The sequence below is a fragment of the Rhizobium sp. L51/94 genome (assembly GCF_019355555.1).
GTDB classification, from domain to species: domain Bacteria; phylum Pseudomonadota; class Alphaproteobacteria; order Rhizobiales; family Rhizobiaceae; genus Rhizobium; species Rhizobium rhododendri.
Window position 1 is genome coordinate 113,439 of sequence record NZ_CP072142.1, and the last position, 14,907, is coordinate 128,345.

A 14,907-nucleotide genomic window follows, 5' to 3' on the forward strand; every position below is an offset into this window, starting at 1 on the left:
GAATCGAAGATGCGGCTTTCAGTTGGTTGTGCCGGAATTGGTCGTTGTATCGGGGAGCGTCGTCGTTGCTGCCGCCGGCTGCGTGACGGTGCCAAAACTTGGAAAGTCGATAGAGAATCCAGACCCTGACGATCCCGATCCCGACGCTGCCTTGCCCTGGGCACTTGCCTGTGACAGGAGCCAGCTTCCGTTCTGCGGACTGCCGCCGAATGTTGGATTGACGGGCGTGTAGACGAGTTGTGACGCGTACGCAGAAGCTGCAGCAGTTATGGCAATTCCCGCCGACAAGGCAACCATCTTAAACAAACGCATGAAGTGACTCCTTAGTAAGTTTTGCGAGAGATATTTATTTCTTGAAGACATACATCTTTCCAGGGACAATCACAACATTCGCGTTGCTAAGGCCGTTGAGACCGGTCGGCATAAGGTAGTTGCCGCTTTGTTGCGTCTGGATGGCCAAGACTGTCGTATTCTGTGCATTGCGGACGTCCAACACACCGGCGAGGTTGTCACCGGCCTGGACATAAGCAACCTGGTTGTTGTTGCCCGAGACGCCCACGAGCTGGAAGTCGTTGTTTCCCTTAGCGACCTGGCTGACAGTATTGTTCGACCCGCCTTGGACGAGCAACAATGCGGAATTGTCGCCCTCCACCGCCTGAACCGCGCGGTTGTTGATGCCCGACTGCTGGATGACAGAAAGGCTGTTCCGACCGTTCACGCCCGACGTTGCAGAATTGTCGGTGCCCAACTGCAGTATCTGTGTCGAGGACCCTGCGTTCGGTGCCGCATAGGCCGCGATCGGCGACATCAGGGAAATGACTGTCGAGGCCGAATTACCTGCGTCCATCAGTAAGGGCTCAGAGGCAAAAGCAGGCGCCGACGCGAGAGCAAGCGCGAGGCAAAGGCCTGACATAGGCTTGGCATATCGTTTGATTGAGTTTTGCATCATTCCACCCTTTTACTCGTGAACTTCTAGAGGTTGCTCGCGGCATCAAGCTCGATGGATTGCGCCAGATGGCAGACCACCTTTCCCGTTTCGTCCATGACCTTCATCTGCAGAGCAACCGATGCGGGTCGATCAAGCCGAATTTGGGTCCCGGCGAAAACACCTACATGGATACGATTTGTCTGTCGCGTCTGGCTTGTTCCGGAGCGCGAGGTCTTGACGACCCCAATCTCGAAGCTGCCGTTGAAATCGTCTGCAGCTTGAATGAATGGCGAAAACTCTGCCCAATCGGTTCCGAGGACGGCAATACCGCATGCCTTGATGCGCGTGTCGTCGGTGGTTCCAAAAAGGGTCCGGCTATTCATCGAAGCTGCACCTGTGGAAAGACTTGCCGAGAAGACCGCAGAAAGCATCATGTGCCTAACCGTTAGCATCTGAACCTCTGGGGGGATGCGAGGCGCCCCGGGGGCGCCTCGCGAGGGCTTAAGTCTTACTTCTGACTGACGAAGGCAACGTTTCCGCGGCCGGTCTGCTGGACGAAGGAGGCATTGCCATTGCCGGACTGGCTGACGACAGCAACGTTTGCAGATGTGCCCCCGCCCTGGCCAAGCTGGAGAACCGTCGAGCTATTATCGCCGCCGTTCTGGTTGACCCAGGCGTTTGAATAATCGCCTGCCTGAGCGACGAGCGAACCATTGCGACCGGCGCCGGTCTGATCCACGAGCGCCAGAGAGTGGTTGGCGTTCTGCAGGATGAGCGATTGGCTCCCGACAGTGTTCGACTGGGTCGTCACGGCAACGTTGTTGCTACCGTTCTGATAGGTCAGCGACGCGTTGCCCAAGCTTCCGACCTGGGTCGTCGTTGCAAAGTTGTTGTCACCGGACTGAATGAGACCGGCAGCGGAGAAATAGGCGCCCTTCTGCGTATTGATCGCCGCATTGTTATTGCCACCCTGGATGACGGTTGCGAGTGCCCCAATTGACGTCGTCTGAGCGTTGATGGCGGTGTTCGCCTTGCCGACTTGGACAATGGCGGCCGAAGACCCGGCGGTGACCGTCTGGAAGTTGAAGGCCGTGTTCTCATCGCCGCTTTGGACGATGCCAGCGCTGGATGCCACCGTCGGCACGCTCAACTCACCGAGTGGGTTCTGAAAATTGGTGCTGAACGTCGATGTGGTCGAGGCCTGGTTCCAAGTCAGATTGTAGGTTTGGAACGTCCCAAAAAATGGAATTTTAACCTGTTTCCCCAAAGAGGTCGTGGGAGTAGCCGAATAGAGCGTCGTTGTGAGACTGGCCACACCACTTGCGGGCGCAAGCAGTCTGCCGACCTGAGTATTTCCAGCAGTATTGCCGTTCCCGTTCTGGGCGATCACAGCCTGGGAGTCGACGGCAGGCGCCGATCCCGCACCTGTCAGGACCGTGGGCGAGCCTGAAAGGCCAATAGTGAAGGGGCCTTGCCGATTGACAACGTCGTTTTTCAGTCCAATCCGAGACTGCTGCTCTGTTCGATCGAAAGACGGAGCTATAACGATGGACGCGACCTGGGTTTCGCCCTGGGTGTTGGTCGCCGTGTTCTTGCTGCCGTTCTGGGCAATTGCTGCCGTCACATTGGCGCTTTTTGCCTGCTGGACGTTTGCGGCAGCGTTGTTGGAGCCCGTCTGGCCGATCAGTGCGCTGGAGCCCGAAACGTTGTCCTGAAGGTTTGTCGCGCTGTTGGAATTGCCATTGCCTTGAACGATCAGAGCGTTCGAGCCCGTCGTCAAGCTCTGCGAGTTGGCGGCAACATTGTCACGACCATCCTGCAGGATTACCGCGTTGGATGTTGTCGACGCTGACTGAATGTTCGCAGCCTTGCCGTAGTCGCCGGTCTGGACGATGACGGCGGTCGAACCGAGGGTGCCCTTCGTCTGCAGGTTAGACGCCGTGTCCGACAAGCCGGACTGAGCAATCGCTGCCGACGAGCTGGAACCTTGAACCTGAATGTTGTTGGCGGTGTCGTTGTTTCCGCTTTGGACAATCAGGGCACTGGCGCCGCTCGATGCATCCTGGAGGTTTCCGGCCTGATCACCCGTGCCGGACTGCGCGATTACAGCTGTTGCTGCCGACAGGTTCTGGATGTTGACAGCTGTTCCGTTGTTGCCGGTCTGAAGGACCCCGGCAGACGCGCCAGCGCTGCTCGTCTGCAAATTCGCGGCGCCGTTGGTCTGGCCGCCCTGAATGATCGAAGCCTGAGCACCAGCCGAATTTGCCTGTATGTTGGACGCCGTTCCAAAGTTTCCTGTCTGGGCGATGCCTGAAACCGCGTTGTCGCTGTCCGTCTGCGTAGCGACCGCACCATTGCGGTTGCCCTTTTGGACAATCGCGGTCGCCATGGACGTGCCCCTGGTCTGAATGTTCAGGGCGCTGTTTTCGTCCCCGACCTGGATGGTGCCAGCGATGTTTCCGAGACCGTCGGTCTGGCCGTTGATGGCAAGGTTGCCATTACCGCTCTGGCCGATCGTTTCATTGTTGGCAAAGGTGGTCGTGCCACCGCGAAGCTGGCTGTTGGCAGCAACGTTCTTATCTCCGGACTGCCCGATCACCACATTGCCGACGGTCGTGATCTGGCTATTTGCGGCGGTGTTCTGCGTACCCGACTGGATGATGCCCGCATTGCTGCTGCCCGAGAACTGAGCGTTGGTGGCCACGTTAAAGAAGCCACTCTGGGCGATTCCGGCGCTCAGATCCTGGCCGATCTGCGTGTTTGCGCCAACATTGAACCCGACGCCGTCCTGCACGATCGAAGCAGCATTGTTGTTGCCTTGCTGTGCGTTCACGCCCACATTGCCGATCCCGTTCTGGGAGATGCCAGCGGTCAGATTCGTGCCGTTGATCGACAGACCCGGAATAGAGTAAACATCCTGAACGTTCAACGCGCTGTTGGCGGTGCCGGACTGAACGATGGCGGCCTTGTTATTGACACCACCCGTCTGCACGCCGAGCTTGAGCGATTCAACTGCTCCAAAGCCAATGCCGGTCTGCTGGTTGGCGGCAAGGTTTGACGTACCGTCCTGAACGATCGTCGCGAAAGAGTTGGTTTCGTTGGTCTGCGTGTTGTAGGCCGAGTTCTGCGACCCGACCTGCACTACGCCTGCAAACGAAGATCCGGTCTGGCCGAGTTGATCGTTCTCGGCAAAGTTGCCGATGGTGCCGGCCTGGGGGTTGATCTGCACAATCCCGGAATCGTTAGTTGCCGCGCCTGCATCCTGCACAGTGCGCGCCAGGTTCTTGTCGCCGCCCTGGAAGATGATCGCCCGATTGGCGCCCTGCTGACGGAAGGTATCGACAACGTTTCCGTCCCCGAACTGGCCGATCCCGCCAACATTGTTGCCAAGCTGCTGAAAGTTGTTGCCGACGAAATTGTTATTGCCCATCTGCTCGACGCCGAGAGCGTTCTGGCCGACCTGGGCATCGCTTTGAATGCCACCGACTGTCGGCAGAAAGAAGTTGTTGCTGCCGTACTGGTAGATAAAGCCGCTGTTGCTGCCTGCGGTCGGAACCTGACCGACAATGCCGCTCTGCGAAAGATAAGCAAAGTTATTGTCGTTCAGCTGCCCAATGAAAGCGCTGTTCTTCAATTCGGCTGCAGATGCACCACTGACTAGCCCGGCGATAGCAACGCCCGCTAGCAATGAAGTCTTACTGATTGAAACTCTCATTATTTTCTCCCACATCTGAAGCAGCCATCAATTCGGCGCTTTCTCTAAAAATCATTAACAAATATTTACTAGCACCGCGATGCGTGCCTTAACAAGACGCCAGTACAAAAGAGTTCATAATTAGTTAACTTAGAATTTTTAGAGCCCAAAAATGAGCCGTAATCTGTTTTACAACATGTTGCCGGTCGACCGTTTTCAAATTTGATATTATTTAAGCTATTGTAGGCTCTTTACGTACTACAAACAGCGACGCCGCCCAGCACTATACTGGGCGGCATAATTTGGTACTTTATAGCCTAAACTAAAGTGTTACCATTGAGCGGAAATCGGCGCGTCGGCGTATTTCTTCCGGAAGGAGGTGATGAACTGCATCTCTTGGCTGCGATCCCTCAGATGCCATAACCCCTGGCGCACACCTTCGGTGGCAAGCGAAACGACCGCCAATTCGATACCCTCGCGCACAGCAAGCGCACCTGGGTCATTCCGGGCCTGCCCCATCTCGACCTCGAGCAACTGATTTGCTGTGGCGAACTTGTAGGCACTACCCTGGACGGACACAGAGAAGATCTGCTTCGTGGTGGTGGTGGACGCGAGAATCTCTCCCGTCTGAACGCTGACCGCACGAAGGCTGACGGTGACCACGTCTGAGCGGTATTTCAGATCCCCGCCAATACCCAAATACTTTGCCCCTGCCCCGCCGGAGAGTTCGTTGGAGTCATACCCGACGATGCCACCCTCCAGAAGGATACCCGCAAAGCGCACCGGCGGTAGGCTGGCCTTTTGCCCGTAAGACTTCTGGGTATTTTCAATGAGCGTCCGCTCCTGGACGAGGTTCTTGAGACCTGTGCGCTCTACGACCCGAAACCAATTACCGGTTCCCGTCTTCTTTAGGACGTCGACGAGAATGGCGGATCCGCCTTGAGTAACGGCACGACTGTACTCCGCGAAGCTGTCGTTTGGCTTGGCCTGCCCGGTCAAATCCGGAAAATCATATACAGCCACATCGACCGGCATTTCCGGCTCGGGAAGCGTCAGTACCTTTGCGGTGGTTTTGGTCGCCGACGTGAGAGCCGCAGCCGGAGTGTCGAGCTTCTGCCCTGTCTGACAGCTCGAAAGGAGCATGGAGCCCATGACCGACACAGCGATAATCCTGAACTTCATACTTCCCCCGGCAATTTTACGACAATTCTAAGTTATTTTCAAGTATCGATATTCTTGCATACACATTCAAATTTATGCGTATATTTGCCTAAACACTCCTGAATCGTACTTTCTTCGCATTTTGCTTACTTAACGGCCCAAAATGAGATCACCACGATTGCAGCTTCTGGCACTCATAGAATATTCAAATATTTTTGTGAGTCTCAATTTTGGGTCTATTCCGGAACTTATCCAGGTGTGTCAAAATTATTGTCACGCAAACTTTCTATTTCATATCTTTATTTCAATTTAATGTAACGGCACCTTTTCCAACGGTTGGCCATTCCTCTTTATCGCTTTCGACTTTGACAACTGCAGCAGATCCATCACCTACACTTGGTAGGTGGGAGTGAAGAACGGACGCTTGGTGTGGGCGAGGACGGCTTGCCAAACGACTTGTTTCGCTCGGCCTCACGATCACTGGGGGTATCGGACGTGCTGTCGCCGGTACCTGCTCCACGTAGGCGCTCCCTCGACCTGGCGTCGCTTGATCAAGATAGGCTTGGGCTTCGCATTTCGCCGTCAGAACGGGAAACACGCACAGGCCAACAAGAAAAATCTTATAAAAAACCACCGTATTATTCCTCTCCCAAGAGAATTATTAAAGGTGTCTATTATGCATTTCTGTATTGAAGATCAATCGGCATGAAACGTTTGACAAATTGATGTATTCGATGAATGACAAAGCAAGAAGCAAGGAGCTCAAAATCATGCGGTCGAATATCCACCGGATTCCAATAATCTTGGCGATCGCGTCATTCTTGGGACTTGGTATTGCTGGCGCACAGGCCCAGCAAGGGACCGGCCCGCTGTTTTCGACGCCAGCACAGCGGTCGACCACAGGGGCCCCCATTCTCAATGGAAGTGCCAGCGATCAGGGTGGCGAGATCCTCAACAAGGGTATCAGCCGACGCCCGATGGCCCCCAATCGCGACAAGCCGTCGCCGTCAACCGATCCCAATGTCGTCAGTTCTCGCTCAACCACAGCGTCTCCTGACAAGCCGACCTGGGTGCAGCAATGTGCATCCATCGAGAAGGAAGGAAAGATCTGTCAGGCGTCCGGGAGCGTCCGGTCGCCGGATGGCAAGCAGGTCGTTCTCGTGATGAGCCTGGCCCCCACCCCCGATGGAAAGGTAACAGCCATGCAGATGGCTGTCCCCCTCGGTATCTCCCTTAAGGCGGGGATCAAAATCGACATCGAGGGTGGCTATACAACGACAATGCCGGTGAGCCGGTGCACGCCGCAAGGCTGCATCGTTGAAGGCAACGTGGATGCCGCGATGATCGAGGACATGAAAGTGAAATCTGTTGCCACCATCACTGTCTCTACGGTTGAGGGCAAGACAATTGCCATCAAACTGCCGCTTGCGGGCTTTGCTGACGTCGCGAGGTGGAAACCTGCTGCCGGCAAGTGAGGCGCCGCTGAGCGACAGCGTGCCACGACCTCTGTGTCATGCAGCCGCCCGACGAGATCCGGCCTGCGGGCGACTTCTTCGGTCGGGCTGCGAACAACAGTGGCTAGCTGGCTAACCAGCCGCTGCCTCTCGTCGAGCATCAAGGCATCCAGCGATCTCAATCGGGTCGCGTGATTCTCGATGCTCAACGACGTATCCTTCAACTTTCTCGCGGTGTCACTTGCTTCGCCTTGGGTTGGCGTCACGCGATGGTTTCCAAGACCTGCTCCGCTTTCTCATCGAAGGTATATCAAAATCGTAATGCGAAGCGCCCAGCATCAGTCTGTAGGTTCGCTTCATCGCGATGCGGGGATCGTATCCGGATGGCACTTCAGTGGCGATGGTCGCAGCCCTTGATGAATACGGCCACGGCAAGACGCCGCCTAGGCCATTTTTTTGATCTGCAATAGCTGATCACAGCAACGAATGGGCCGACAAGCTTGCCGTGGCGCTGGAAAATACCGGCAATGACCCGGTGAATGCCCTCGGGCAGCTTGGCGAGGGGATCATCGGCGACATCCAGCAATCGATCATCGATACCTACGCGCCGGCTCTCAGCCCCGTCACCGTCATGCTGAGAGGGATGCGCAGCCAGCCGAAATATCGGGACATGCCTTTCGGCCAATTGATCAAGGAAGCCTCCGCTCGCGTCGAGGCGGGAAAGACCAATTATGGTGCTTCCCAAAAACCCTTGGTCGACACGGGCGTGATGCTGAAGAGCGTCACCGCAAAGGTGGACAGCGAATGATAAATCTCCTGTGCGGCCGTCGCGGTCCTTTCCAGCACGGGCGGACCAGCGGCCGGTGTCCGAGACAACAGCCGCAACTGGACAGCCTCTGCTGCTTTTCGGCGGAGCCGGGTCAGCTTTGCCATCCCGCGGGTTTGCTTCTTGGCCTAGCGGGATGGCATCGTATGTCGGGAGACCGCGATGCATACGCCAAAGATGAAACAAGCGCTCGAAATCGGGATGGGTCGATCCAGACAGTCGCCCAGCAGATCAGCGCTAAAGCTGAAACTACCGTTGATGGACGGCCCGTTAATAAAAGCAACCCGATGCCGGTCACAATTGCAGGACAATCCGGGACTTCTAGCAGCGGTGGATGGTGGGACACACTGACTTCGTGGTTTTCAGGCGGCAATAACGGCAGCACTCCAGCCAAGCCCAGTACAGACAAGTCTCCAAGCGGCGGATGGGTACCGCGCGCGCCAGCATCGGGCGAGCCAAGTCTCTCGGGTTCGAACGCTGACGTGGTTGCCTACTTCCGAAAGACCGCAAGCAAGCTGGGAATTGATCCCAATATTGCGCTTCGCGTAGCAGGCCACGAAGGATTGAAAGGGTTCGATCCAACGAAAGCAGACCGTGGCGGCGATGGGGGATCTTCTTTCGGACCGTTTCAGCTTCATTACGGCGGCATCAATCCCTCTATGCCTCATGCTGGTCTTGGCGACGAATTCACCAAGGCCACCGGCCTAGATGCGCGAAATTCCAGCACTTGGAAGGAGAAAATAGATTTCGCCCTCGCTCAAGTCCGGAAAGGTGGATGGTCGCCCTGGATGGGCGCTAAAGCCGAAGGCATCATCGGAAAGATGGGCGTAGGACGGCTGCCATCCGCAAGTCAGGAATATGCCGACAGTGTATTGGCGGGGGCTTCGAGTGCTCGTTACGCATCATCAACGGTCAACAACAACACCGCCAACACCAGCAATAGCAAGCCCGTCAGCGTCACCATCGGAGACGTCCACGTGAATGCGCCGCACGCCACGGACTCCAAGGGTATCGCGAGCAGCATCAGCGGCACGCTTCAGCAGATGGTTGCCGCGCAACTTGTATCGGAGGGGCAGAACTGATGGGCGACCTCGTGACATTCGACTTCGACAAGCCAGGCGGCCCTGTGTCGATCATCCGAGAGGCCGCTGAGCGCCTCAGTAGCATTGCACTGCATGAAGCAGCCGACGCCATGCTGGAGGCCTTCACTGGCTTCTTCCGTGAGCCGCAACTCATTTCGATAGACCAGTTCATGAAAATGATGACCGACGCCGCAGTAGTTCATCAGACCGTCACTGGTGAGCCGATGGGCGATGCCCTCAATAGGGAATTCTTCATACGCACGCGGACTGCATCAATCGAGATGAACCGGCCGGTCGGCCCAGACCGAGCCATCAATTGAGGTTCCCCCATGACGCTGGTGATTGCCGAACATCTTGCGTTCGGCAAGCCCCGCTTCTTAACTGACGTCCAGATCGGCGTACTTCGCCGGAAATACGGGGCAACCCGTGACGAGGTCCGGACGGCCGCCATCATGGCCGATCGGATCAGGCGGCATCGCCAGGCGGAAGAGCAGCGGAATAGCTTTCGGATCAAGCTGGTGCCGATGGATGCGCTCGTGACCCTAAAGACGGAAAACAGAAAAACGATAAAGGTTGGCAGCAATGAATATTGAGACGTTCGAACTGGCTCTTTTGCTAATTCACACGGTTGTCCTTATGGCTTTGGGAGCGACTCTTCTTTCGAGTTGTATGTATCTCGGGCGAGCAATTGCTGTGTTGTCTTCGAGAATGAACGATATGGAGAGGCGAATGTCCGACTTTCTCCGCGATCGGAGCGGGATGTAAACCAAAAACTCTTCTAGGCAGGTGTCATTTCTGCCGACGTAATTATTGTCTGAGCGTGTGCCATATGGCGCGACCCTCGTTGAAGGTTGAGCAGTGTTTCCGATGGATGACAGATCAACCAAACTGAGATGCATGGGCATGTAGCGACCACCAGCATCTGAAGATGATATGTTGTCAATGGAAATTATCTTTGCGAGCCTGGGTAGCTTAACGGCTGCACGCGTCATTCGCCAAGTCTTGCCGGTTTCATTTCGCGTCAGTATTTCCAACCGGTACCAGCCATCGATCTCTTTGTCCCACTCCGCTTTCACAACCTCGATGAATGGCTTCTGCGGTCCTTCCGCTGCAACGGCCTGCCTTCGCGAAAACCAGGCAGCAGCGGTTGATATGACTATGCTAGCCCCGCCGGTCACCGCTCCAAAGATACTCAACCACAACGTCCAAGACGAATCGCCCAAGGCATTCCTCCATCGTAGGAATAAGGTTTGGTGTAGAAGGTCGCAGAGCCTCCCGTATGTTGCAATCCGTGTTGCTCGGTTAACGCGAACGAGTCCAATCGTCCCAGTTCTCCCGACCATACCGAGGCGCTTTGGTTCGGGGTGCGGGATCACCGTTTAAACTCCAGTTCTCAACGCCGTCCGGTGCAAGACCGGAGGGACGCTCAATAGTTGACTGCGTTCTCGCTGGGTGGATCGTGACGACGAGGGTCCGGATGTCGATTTGCACCGTTGACCCTACCTTGGCGGCAGCCCGGAGGATTCGTTCGATGTCGGCTTGGCGGAACGAGGCTCGGGTCACCGGTCATTTCGGCAAATTGCAGTAAGCTGTCGAGTTATCACCGCTGTAAGGCGATTTGATTTGAATGGTCCAGTTACCTTCTTCAAAATGCTTGTTATATTTTTGTGCTAGATCGGTGAGCATCTTACATGCTTGACGCGCATCTTCACTGCTCATGTCGAGAGAAGCTGTTACTGTCTGCTTCCAGCCCGAGACCTCACAGGGGGCCGTTGCTAAACCAGTTCCATCGACAACCTTACACATGAAAAATGCATCGGTGACGGTATCGGCAAATGCCGGTGTCGAGGAGATCGACGCGATCACGCATATCAAAGCCCCTTTAAATGCTCCCGTAGTCAAGCGATAGTTTACCATGCCGCAGTTCCCCATAACCCCACAGCACTGGCCCTTGGCTTAGCGGTACATATTGCCGCTACATGTTGCGATCCATGTCGCATGGATTCGCCGCGTGTCAGTGGAAATGCCTGCAAACCAAGGAAAGCTGCTTGCAACAAGAAAGCAACATGGAGAAGCCCCGTAGGCCACCCCTTAGCCGCTAAAGCTCTGACTTAAATCAGGAATTTTTGGTAGCGGGAGAGGGACTCGAACCCCCGACACGCGGATTATGATTCCGCTGCTCTAACCACCTGAGCTACCCCGCCGCAAGACCTTTGCGACACTCTTGAATTCGAGGCGAAAGGTCCGTTTGGTTGAGCGGCTTATAAAACCGCCTTCACCTTAGTGTCAAGCGCGGCAGAGACAAAAATCGACGCGCCGAGTAACAGGTAATGTTCCGGGCGCGTGGCAAGGCTCAGGCGGCGAAGGCCGGGCGCAGCAGGGCTGCGAGCGACGCCTCGGCCGATGGCTCCCGTTCAGATCGTTCGATAAAGCCGCCGCCGTAGACCCGTGCGTTGTCGCCCGGTGCGGAATAGAGCGCGCAGGCCTGTCCAGGAGCAACGCCGGCCTCGCCGATCGTGAGATCGACATAGATGCCCGACGCGTTGACGTGCAGCACGGCTGGCGTCGGCTGGCGGGTGGAGCGAACCTTGGCGTAGCAGGCGAACCCCTCGCCCGCAGCGGCCACTTCCAGCGCCTCGTCGCCGAGCCAGTTGACATCGCGCAGGTGAACGCGGTGCGTCTCCAACGCTTCTCTGGGGCCAACGATAACGCGGCGCGAGCGGGCGTCGAGGAAAACTACATAGAGCGGTTCGCCGGTGGCAACGCCGATGCCGCGCCGCTGGCCGATCGTGTAGTGCAGAATACCCTCGTGGCCGCCTAGTACGCGTCCGTCGAGATGGACGATCTCGCCGGCGAGCGCCGCATTCGGCTTCAACTTGGTAATGATGTCGGAATACTTGCCCTGCGGCACGAAGCAGATGTCCTGGCTGTCGGCCTTCTTGGCAACGACAAGCCCCATCTCCTCGGCCAGAGCGCGGGTGTCGGCCTTCGGCAAACCGCCGAGCGGAAAGCGCAGGTAATCGATCTGCTCCTGCGTGGTCGCAAACAGGAAATAGCTCTGGTCGCGATCGGCGTCGGCAGGCCGGTAGAGCGCCCGGCGCCCGGGATTGTCGGCAGAGGGGTTCGGACGCGAGCGGATGTAATGGCCGGTGGCCAGCGCGTCGGCGCCGAGTTCCCTTGCTGTTGCCAGCAGATCGGCAAACTTGACCGTCTGGTTGCAGGAGACGCAAGGAATCGGCGTTTCACCGGCCACATAGCTTTCCATGAAGGGATTGATTACGGTGTCGCGGAAGCGCTGCTCGTAGTCGAGCACGTAATGGGGAATGCCGATCGTCTCGCAAACCCGGCGCGCGTCGTCGATATCCTGTCCGGCACAACAAGACCCGGCACGATGCACGGCAGCTCCGTGGTCATAGAGCTGCAGCGTGATGCCGAGCACGTCGTAGCCCTGGCGCTTCAGGATGCCGGCCACCACAGAGCTGTCGACGCCGCCGGACATGGCAACGACGATGCGGGTATCTTCCGGACGCTTGTCGAAATCGAGTGAATTCACGGTCTGCCTGCCGTTCCCTTGTCGCGCGTTCTGGTGACCTTCCGCGCCATGCCCGCAGAGCGGCGACATCTGGCTTGCCGGACCAAAAGAGGCTCCGGAAATCTGCGGTTTCTGGCAGACGATATAGAAAGAATTGGCATTGCACGCAAGGCCCGGAGCGCAAACGCAGGTAGCCGCCCGCTCGGCGGCCGGCTGACAGAGCATTTTCTCGTTCTCACAGCGTCTCGCCTCGCGCGCGAACGATGCAAAAGGTATAGATTGTCGCGTAGCTCGTCGAAACGATCAGCGGCAGGGTAATGGTCTGTGCGATCCGCGGCGTGCCGCCCAGACGATGCACCAGGATGAGAACGGCTGCAGAACCCAGGCCGGTAATCAGCGGTGGGGCCCAAAGCGCTGCACTGCCAGGAAAGCGCCTTGCCAGCACGTCTATGGCCGACTTCTGAATCACCATGAGCAGCGCAGACAGCATTCCCTGCACGAGCCCGGCCGACAGGGGCTGCGGCATCGGATACCTGCGGTTTGCATAAAAGGCCCAACTGCCCATGGCGGCGGACGCAAGCAGGAGATGAACAAGCATGCTGGATGCAAAGCGACGCAACACTGCCCTCATAAAAGACCATCCAGTACCGAAAAAGACGTGCGAAGAACGGCACCGAAAAGACGACGGAATAGAGGCGCCGGGCGACAAAACGCAATGCCCTAAATTCGATTTTGTCGTAGCGTTACCGTGAATGGTTCGAACTGCAGCCTTGAGCGACGCAATCGACTGTGTGTTTTAAGGAAAACTATCGCTTGGATCTACCGCGAGCATCGACCGGAGACCTATAAATCGCATCCATCCACAACGGCGGGCATTCCTACGCCGCAGGGCTCGACTGGTTCGCCTCGCGCGCCATCAGGTCGCGCATGTCCATGCGCAACTGCGGCAGTGCCTTCGGGTGTTCCGACTGAATGAACTCGATCAGTTTTTCACGCACCTCGCAGCGAAGGTCGAAGGTCCGGCCGGCGCTCGATGCGGACACGAGAATGCGGACTTCGAGCACGGTCTCGCGAAAATCAGTCACAGCGACATTGACCACGCGCCGATCCCACAAGGCAGATTCCGCCGCTATCGCCTCGACCTTCGCGCGCAACGCCGCCACCGGCACGCTGTAGTCGAGATAGATCATGACAGTGCCGATCAGCGACGAGCTTTCGCGTGTCCAGTTCTGGAACGGCTTCTCCATGAAATAGCTGAGCGGCAGGATCATCCGGCGCCAGTCCCAGAGCTTGACCACGACATAGGTCGAGGTGATCTCCTCGACATTGCCCCATTCGCCCTCGACAAGCAGCGCGTCGTCGATGCGGATCGGCTGGGTGATCGCAAGCTGTATGCCGGCAAACAGGTTCTTCAGAACCGGCTGCAAGGCAAGACCGAGGACGATGCCGGCGACACCGGCCGAGGCAAGCAGGCTGACGCCGTATTGACGCACCGGCTCAAACGTCATCAGCGCTGCGGCGATTGCCACGATGACGATCATGAGATCGCCGATGCGCTGCATGATCTTCGATTGCGTCACATGCTTGCGGGCAAGCAGGTTGTCCTCCGCATCGAGCTTGAAACGCCGAAGGTAGACAATCATCCAGATGTGCAGGGCCGACTTGCTCATCCAGGCCACCTGCGCGATGAAGCAGATGAGCAGGACGTGGCGTAACAAAGACGCCTGGACCTCGGTCAACGGCGCAACCGAGACCGCGAAAGCAAGCGCAGCGACGACAATGGCAAAACGCGCCGGGCGTTCCGTGCGCGAGATCAGCGACCGCCAGAACAGATCCCAGGTGGCGACCAGCCGCGTGAGCATGTTGAAAAGCAGCTTGTGGACCACGAGGCCAAACAGGATCGCTGCAATGATCAGCACGAAGCCGACGACCCAGCCGGGCAGCCAGTTCAATTGATCGTCAACTTTTGCCAGAAATTCCTTCATGCCCCCAAAATAGTGTGCAGTGCGGCATAGAAAAGGGTGCGCTGCAAAATTTGCATTCCGAGCCAATCTGCAGACAGCCGTTGCTTGCAGATATCACCTCAGTCACGTTCAGATTTCATAAACCATCCCCGTTCGGCGGTTCGGGAATAGTGGCGCGGCTACCCTCATCAGCACCAAATCTTAAAGACACGCCTTTAGAACTGTAGGCCCCGTGCTGGCTTCAAGTTTTGGCACGGAAAGCCTCT

General features: G+C 56.9%; 15 protein-coding genes and 1 tRNA gene. 5 read left to right on the plus strand and 11 right to left on the minus strand.

The features are described 5' to 3' along the window. Positions 1 to 18 precede the first annotated feature (18 nt). From J5274_RS18605 to J5274_RS18625, 5 genes are all read right to left on the minus strand, one after another. On the minus strand, positions 19 to 312 hold the full coding sequence (locus J5274_RS18605) for a curli assembly protein CsgF (protein ID WP_247749493.1): 294 nt from the start codon (positions 310 to 312) through the stop codon (positions 19 to 21). 34 nt (positions 313 to 346) lie between these two features. Beyond that, entirely contained in the window at positions 347 to 748 is a 402-nt protein-coding gene (locus tag J5274_RS18610; RefSeq protein WP_219275455.1) for a hypothetical protein, read from the minus strand. A 224-nt stretch (positions 749 to 972) separates the two neighbouring features. Continuing rightward, positions 973 to 1,311 carry a curli-like amyloid fiber formation chaperone CsgH gene (gene csgH, locus J5274_RS18615; RefSeq protein WP_219275456.1) on the minus strand — a complete coding sequence of 113 codons (339 nt, stop codon included), beginning with the start codon at positions 1,309 to 1,311 and terminating at the stop codon, positions 973 to 975. 125 nt (positions 1,312 to 1,436) lie between these two features. Then, positions 1,437 to 4,643, minus strand: a complete 3,207-nt coding sequence (locus J5274_RS18620) for a hypothetical protein (RefSeq protein ID WP_219275457.1) — start codon at positions 4,641 to 4,643, stop codon at positions 1,437 to 1,439. 309 nt (positions 4,644 to 4,952) lie between these two features. Continuing rightward, positions 4,953 to 5,804 carry a CsgG/HfaB family protein gene (locus J5274_RS18625; protein WP_209188273.1) on the minus strand — a complete coding sequence of 284 codons (852 nt, stop codon included), beginning with the start codon at positions 5,802 to 5,804 and terminating at the stop codon, positions 4,953 to 4,955. Positions 5,805 to 6,517: 713 nt separating this feature from the next. Between J5274_RS18625 and J5274_RS18630 the strand changes: the two genes are divergently transcribed. The 5 genes from J5274_RS18630 (at position 6,518) to J5274_RS18650 (ending at position 9,738) form a co-directional block, all read left to right on the plus strand. Further along, entirely contained in the window at positions 6,518 to 7,258 is a 741-nt protein-coding gene (locus J5274_RS18630; protein ID WP_219275458.1) for an invasion associated locus B family protein, read from the plus strand. Positions 7,259 to 7,742: 484 nt separating this feature from the next. Further along, positions 7,743 to 8,045 carry a hypothetical protein gene (locus tag J5274_RS18635; protein ID WP_219275459.1) on the plus strand — a complete coding sequence of 101 codons (303 nt, stop codon included), beginning with the start codon at positions 7,743 to 7,745 and terminating at the stop codon, positions 8,043 to 8,045. A 164-nt stretch (positions 8,046 to 8,209) separates the two neighbouring features. Then, entirely contained in the window at positions 8,210 to 9,145 is a 936-nt protein-coding gene (locus J5274_RS18640) for a hypothetical protein (protein WP_219275460.1), read from the plus strand. After that, complete coding sequence (locus tag J5274_RS18645) at positions 9,145 to 9,465, plus strand: hypothetical protein (RefSeq protein WP_219275461.1); 321 nt, start codon at positions 9,145 to 9,147, stop codon at positions 9,463 to 9,465. Before J5274_RS18640 ends, J5274_RS18645 begins: the two co-directional genes overlap by 1 nt. A 9-nt stretch (positions 9,466 to 9,474) precedes the next feature. Then, complete coding sequence (locus J5274_RS18650) at positions 9,475 to 9,738, plus strand: hypothetical protein (protein ID WP_219275462.1); 264 nt, start codon at positions 9,475 to 9,477, stop codon at positions 9,736 to 9,738. Positions 9,739 to 9,765: 27 nt separating this feature from the next. On the opposite strand, the gene J5274_RS18655 is transcribed toward J5274_RS18650, so the two are convergent. The 6 genes from J5274_RS18655 to J5274_RS18680 form a co-directional block, all read right to left on the minus strand. Then, on the minus strand, positions 9,766 to 10,341 hold the full coding sequence (locus tag J5274_RS18655) for a hypothetical protein (RefSeq protein ID WP_219275463.1): 576 nt from the start codon (positions 10,339 to 10,341) through the stop codon (positions 9,766 to 9,768). A 370-nt stretch (positions 10,342 to 10,711) separates the two neighbouring features. After that, a complete protein-coding gene (locus J5274_RS18660; RefSeq protein ID WP_219275464.1) occupies positions 10,712 to 11,062 on the minus strand; it encodes a hypothetical protein in 351 nt (116 codons plus the stop codon). 210 nt (positions 11,063 to 11,272) lie between these two features. Next, positions 11,273 to 11,349, minus strand: a tRNA-Met gene (locus tag J5274_RS18665). 149 nt (positions 11,350 to 11,498) lie between these two features. Then, positions 11,499 to 12,698 (minus strand): tRNA 2-thiouridine(34) synthase MnmA, encoded by a 1,200-nt coding sequence (mnmA, locus tag J5274_RS18670; protein ID WP_219275465.1) that lies wholly within the window; start codon positions 12,696 to 12,698, stop codon positions 11,499 to 11,501. A gap of 214 nt (positions 12,699 to 12,912) precedes the next feature. Continuing rightward, a complete protein-coding gene (locus J5274_RS18675) occupies positions 12,913 to 13,203 on the minus strand; it encodes a hypothetical protein (protein ID WP_374113755.1) in 291 nt (96 codons plus the stop codon). Positions 13,204 to 13,555: 352 nt separating this feature from the next. Beyond that, entirely contained in the window at positions 13,556 to 14,662 is a 1,107-nt protein-coding gene (locus tag J5274_RS18680; protein ID WP_209187891.1) for a mechanosensitive ion channel family protein, read from the minus strand. Between the last annotated feature and the right edge of the window lie 245 nt (positions 14,663 to 14,907).

Coding starts and splice junctions, on each gene's coding strand:
- J5274_RS18660 (WP_219275464.1), bottom strand. CDS start 11,062: ATGGTAAACTATCGCTTGACTACGGGAGCATTTAAAGGGGCTTTGATA.
- J5274_RS18625 (WP_209188273.1), bottom strand. CDS start 5,804: ATGAAGTTCAGGATTATCGCTGTGTCGGTCATGGGCTCCATGCTCCTT.
- J5274_RS18650 (WP_219275462.1), top strand. CDS start 9,475: ATGACGCTGGTGATTGCCGAACATCTTGCGTTCGGCAAGCCCCGCTTC.
- J5274_RS18640 (WP_219275460.1), top strand. CDS start 8,210: ATGTCGGGAGACCGCGATGCATACGCCAAAGATGAAACAAGCGCTCGA.
- J5274_RS18605 (WP_247749493.1), bottom strand. CDS start 312: ATGCGTTTGTTTAAGATGGTTGCCTTGTCGGCGGGAATTGCCATAACT.
- J5274_RS18680 (WP_209187891.1), bottom strand. CDS start 14,662: ATGAAGGAATTTCTGGCAAAAGTTGACGATCAATTGAACTGGCTGCCC.
- J5274_RS18645 (WP_219275461.1), top strand. CDS start 9,145: ATGGGCGACCTCGTGACATTCGACTTCGACAAGCCAGGCGGCCCTGTG.
- csgH (WP_219275456.1), bottom strand. CDS start 1,311: ATGAATAGCCGGACCCTTTTTGGAACCACCGACGACACGCGCATCAAG.
- J5274_RS18675 (WP_374113755.1), bottom strand. CDS start 13,203: ATGCCGCAGCCCCTGTCGGCCGGGCTCGTGCAGGGAATGCTGTCTGCG.
- J5274_RS18630 (WP_219275458.1), top strand. CDS start 6,518: ATGAATGACAAAGCAAGAAGCAAGGAGCTCAAAATCATGCGGTCGAAT.
- J5274_RS18620 (WP_219275457.1), bottom strand. CDS start 4,643: ATGAGAGTTTCAATCAGTAAGACTTCATTGCTAGCGGGCGTTGCTATC.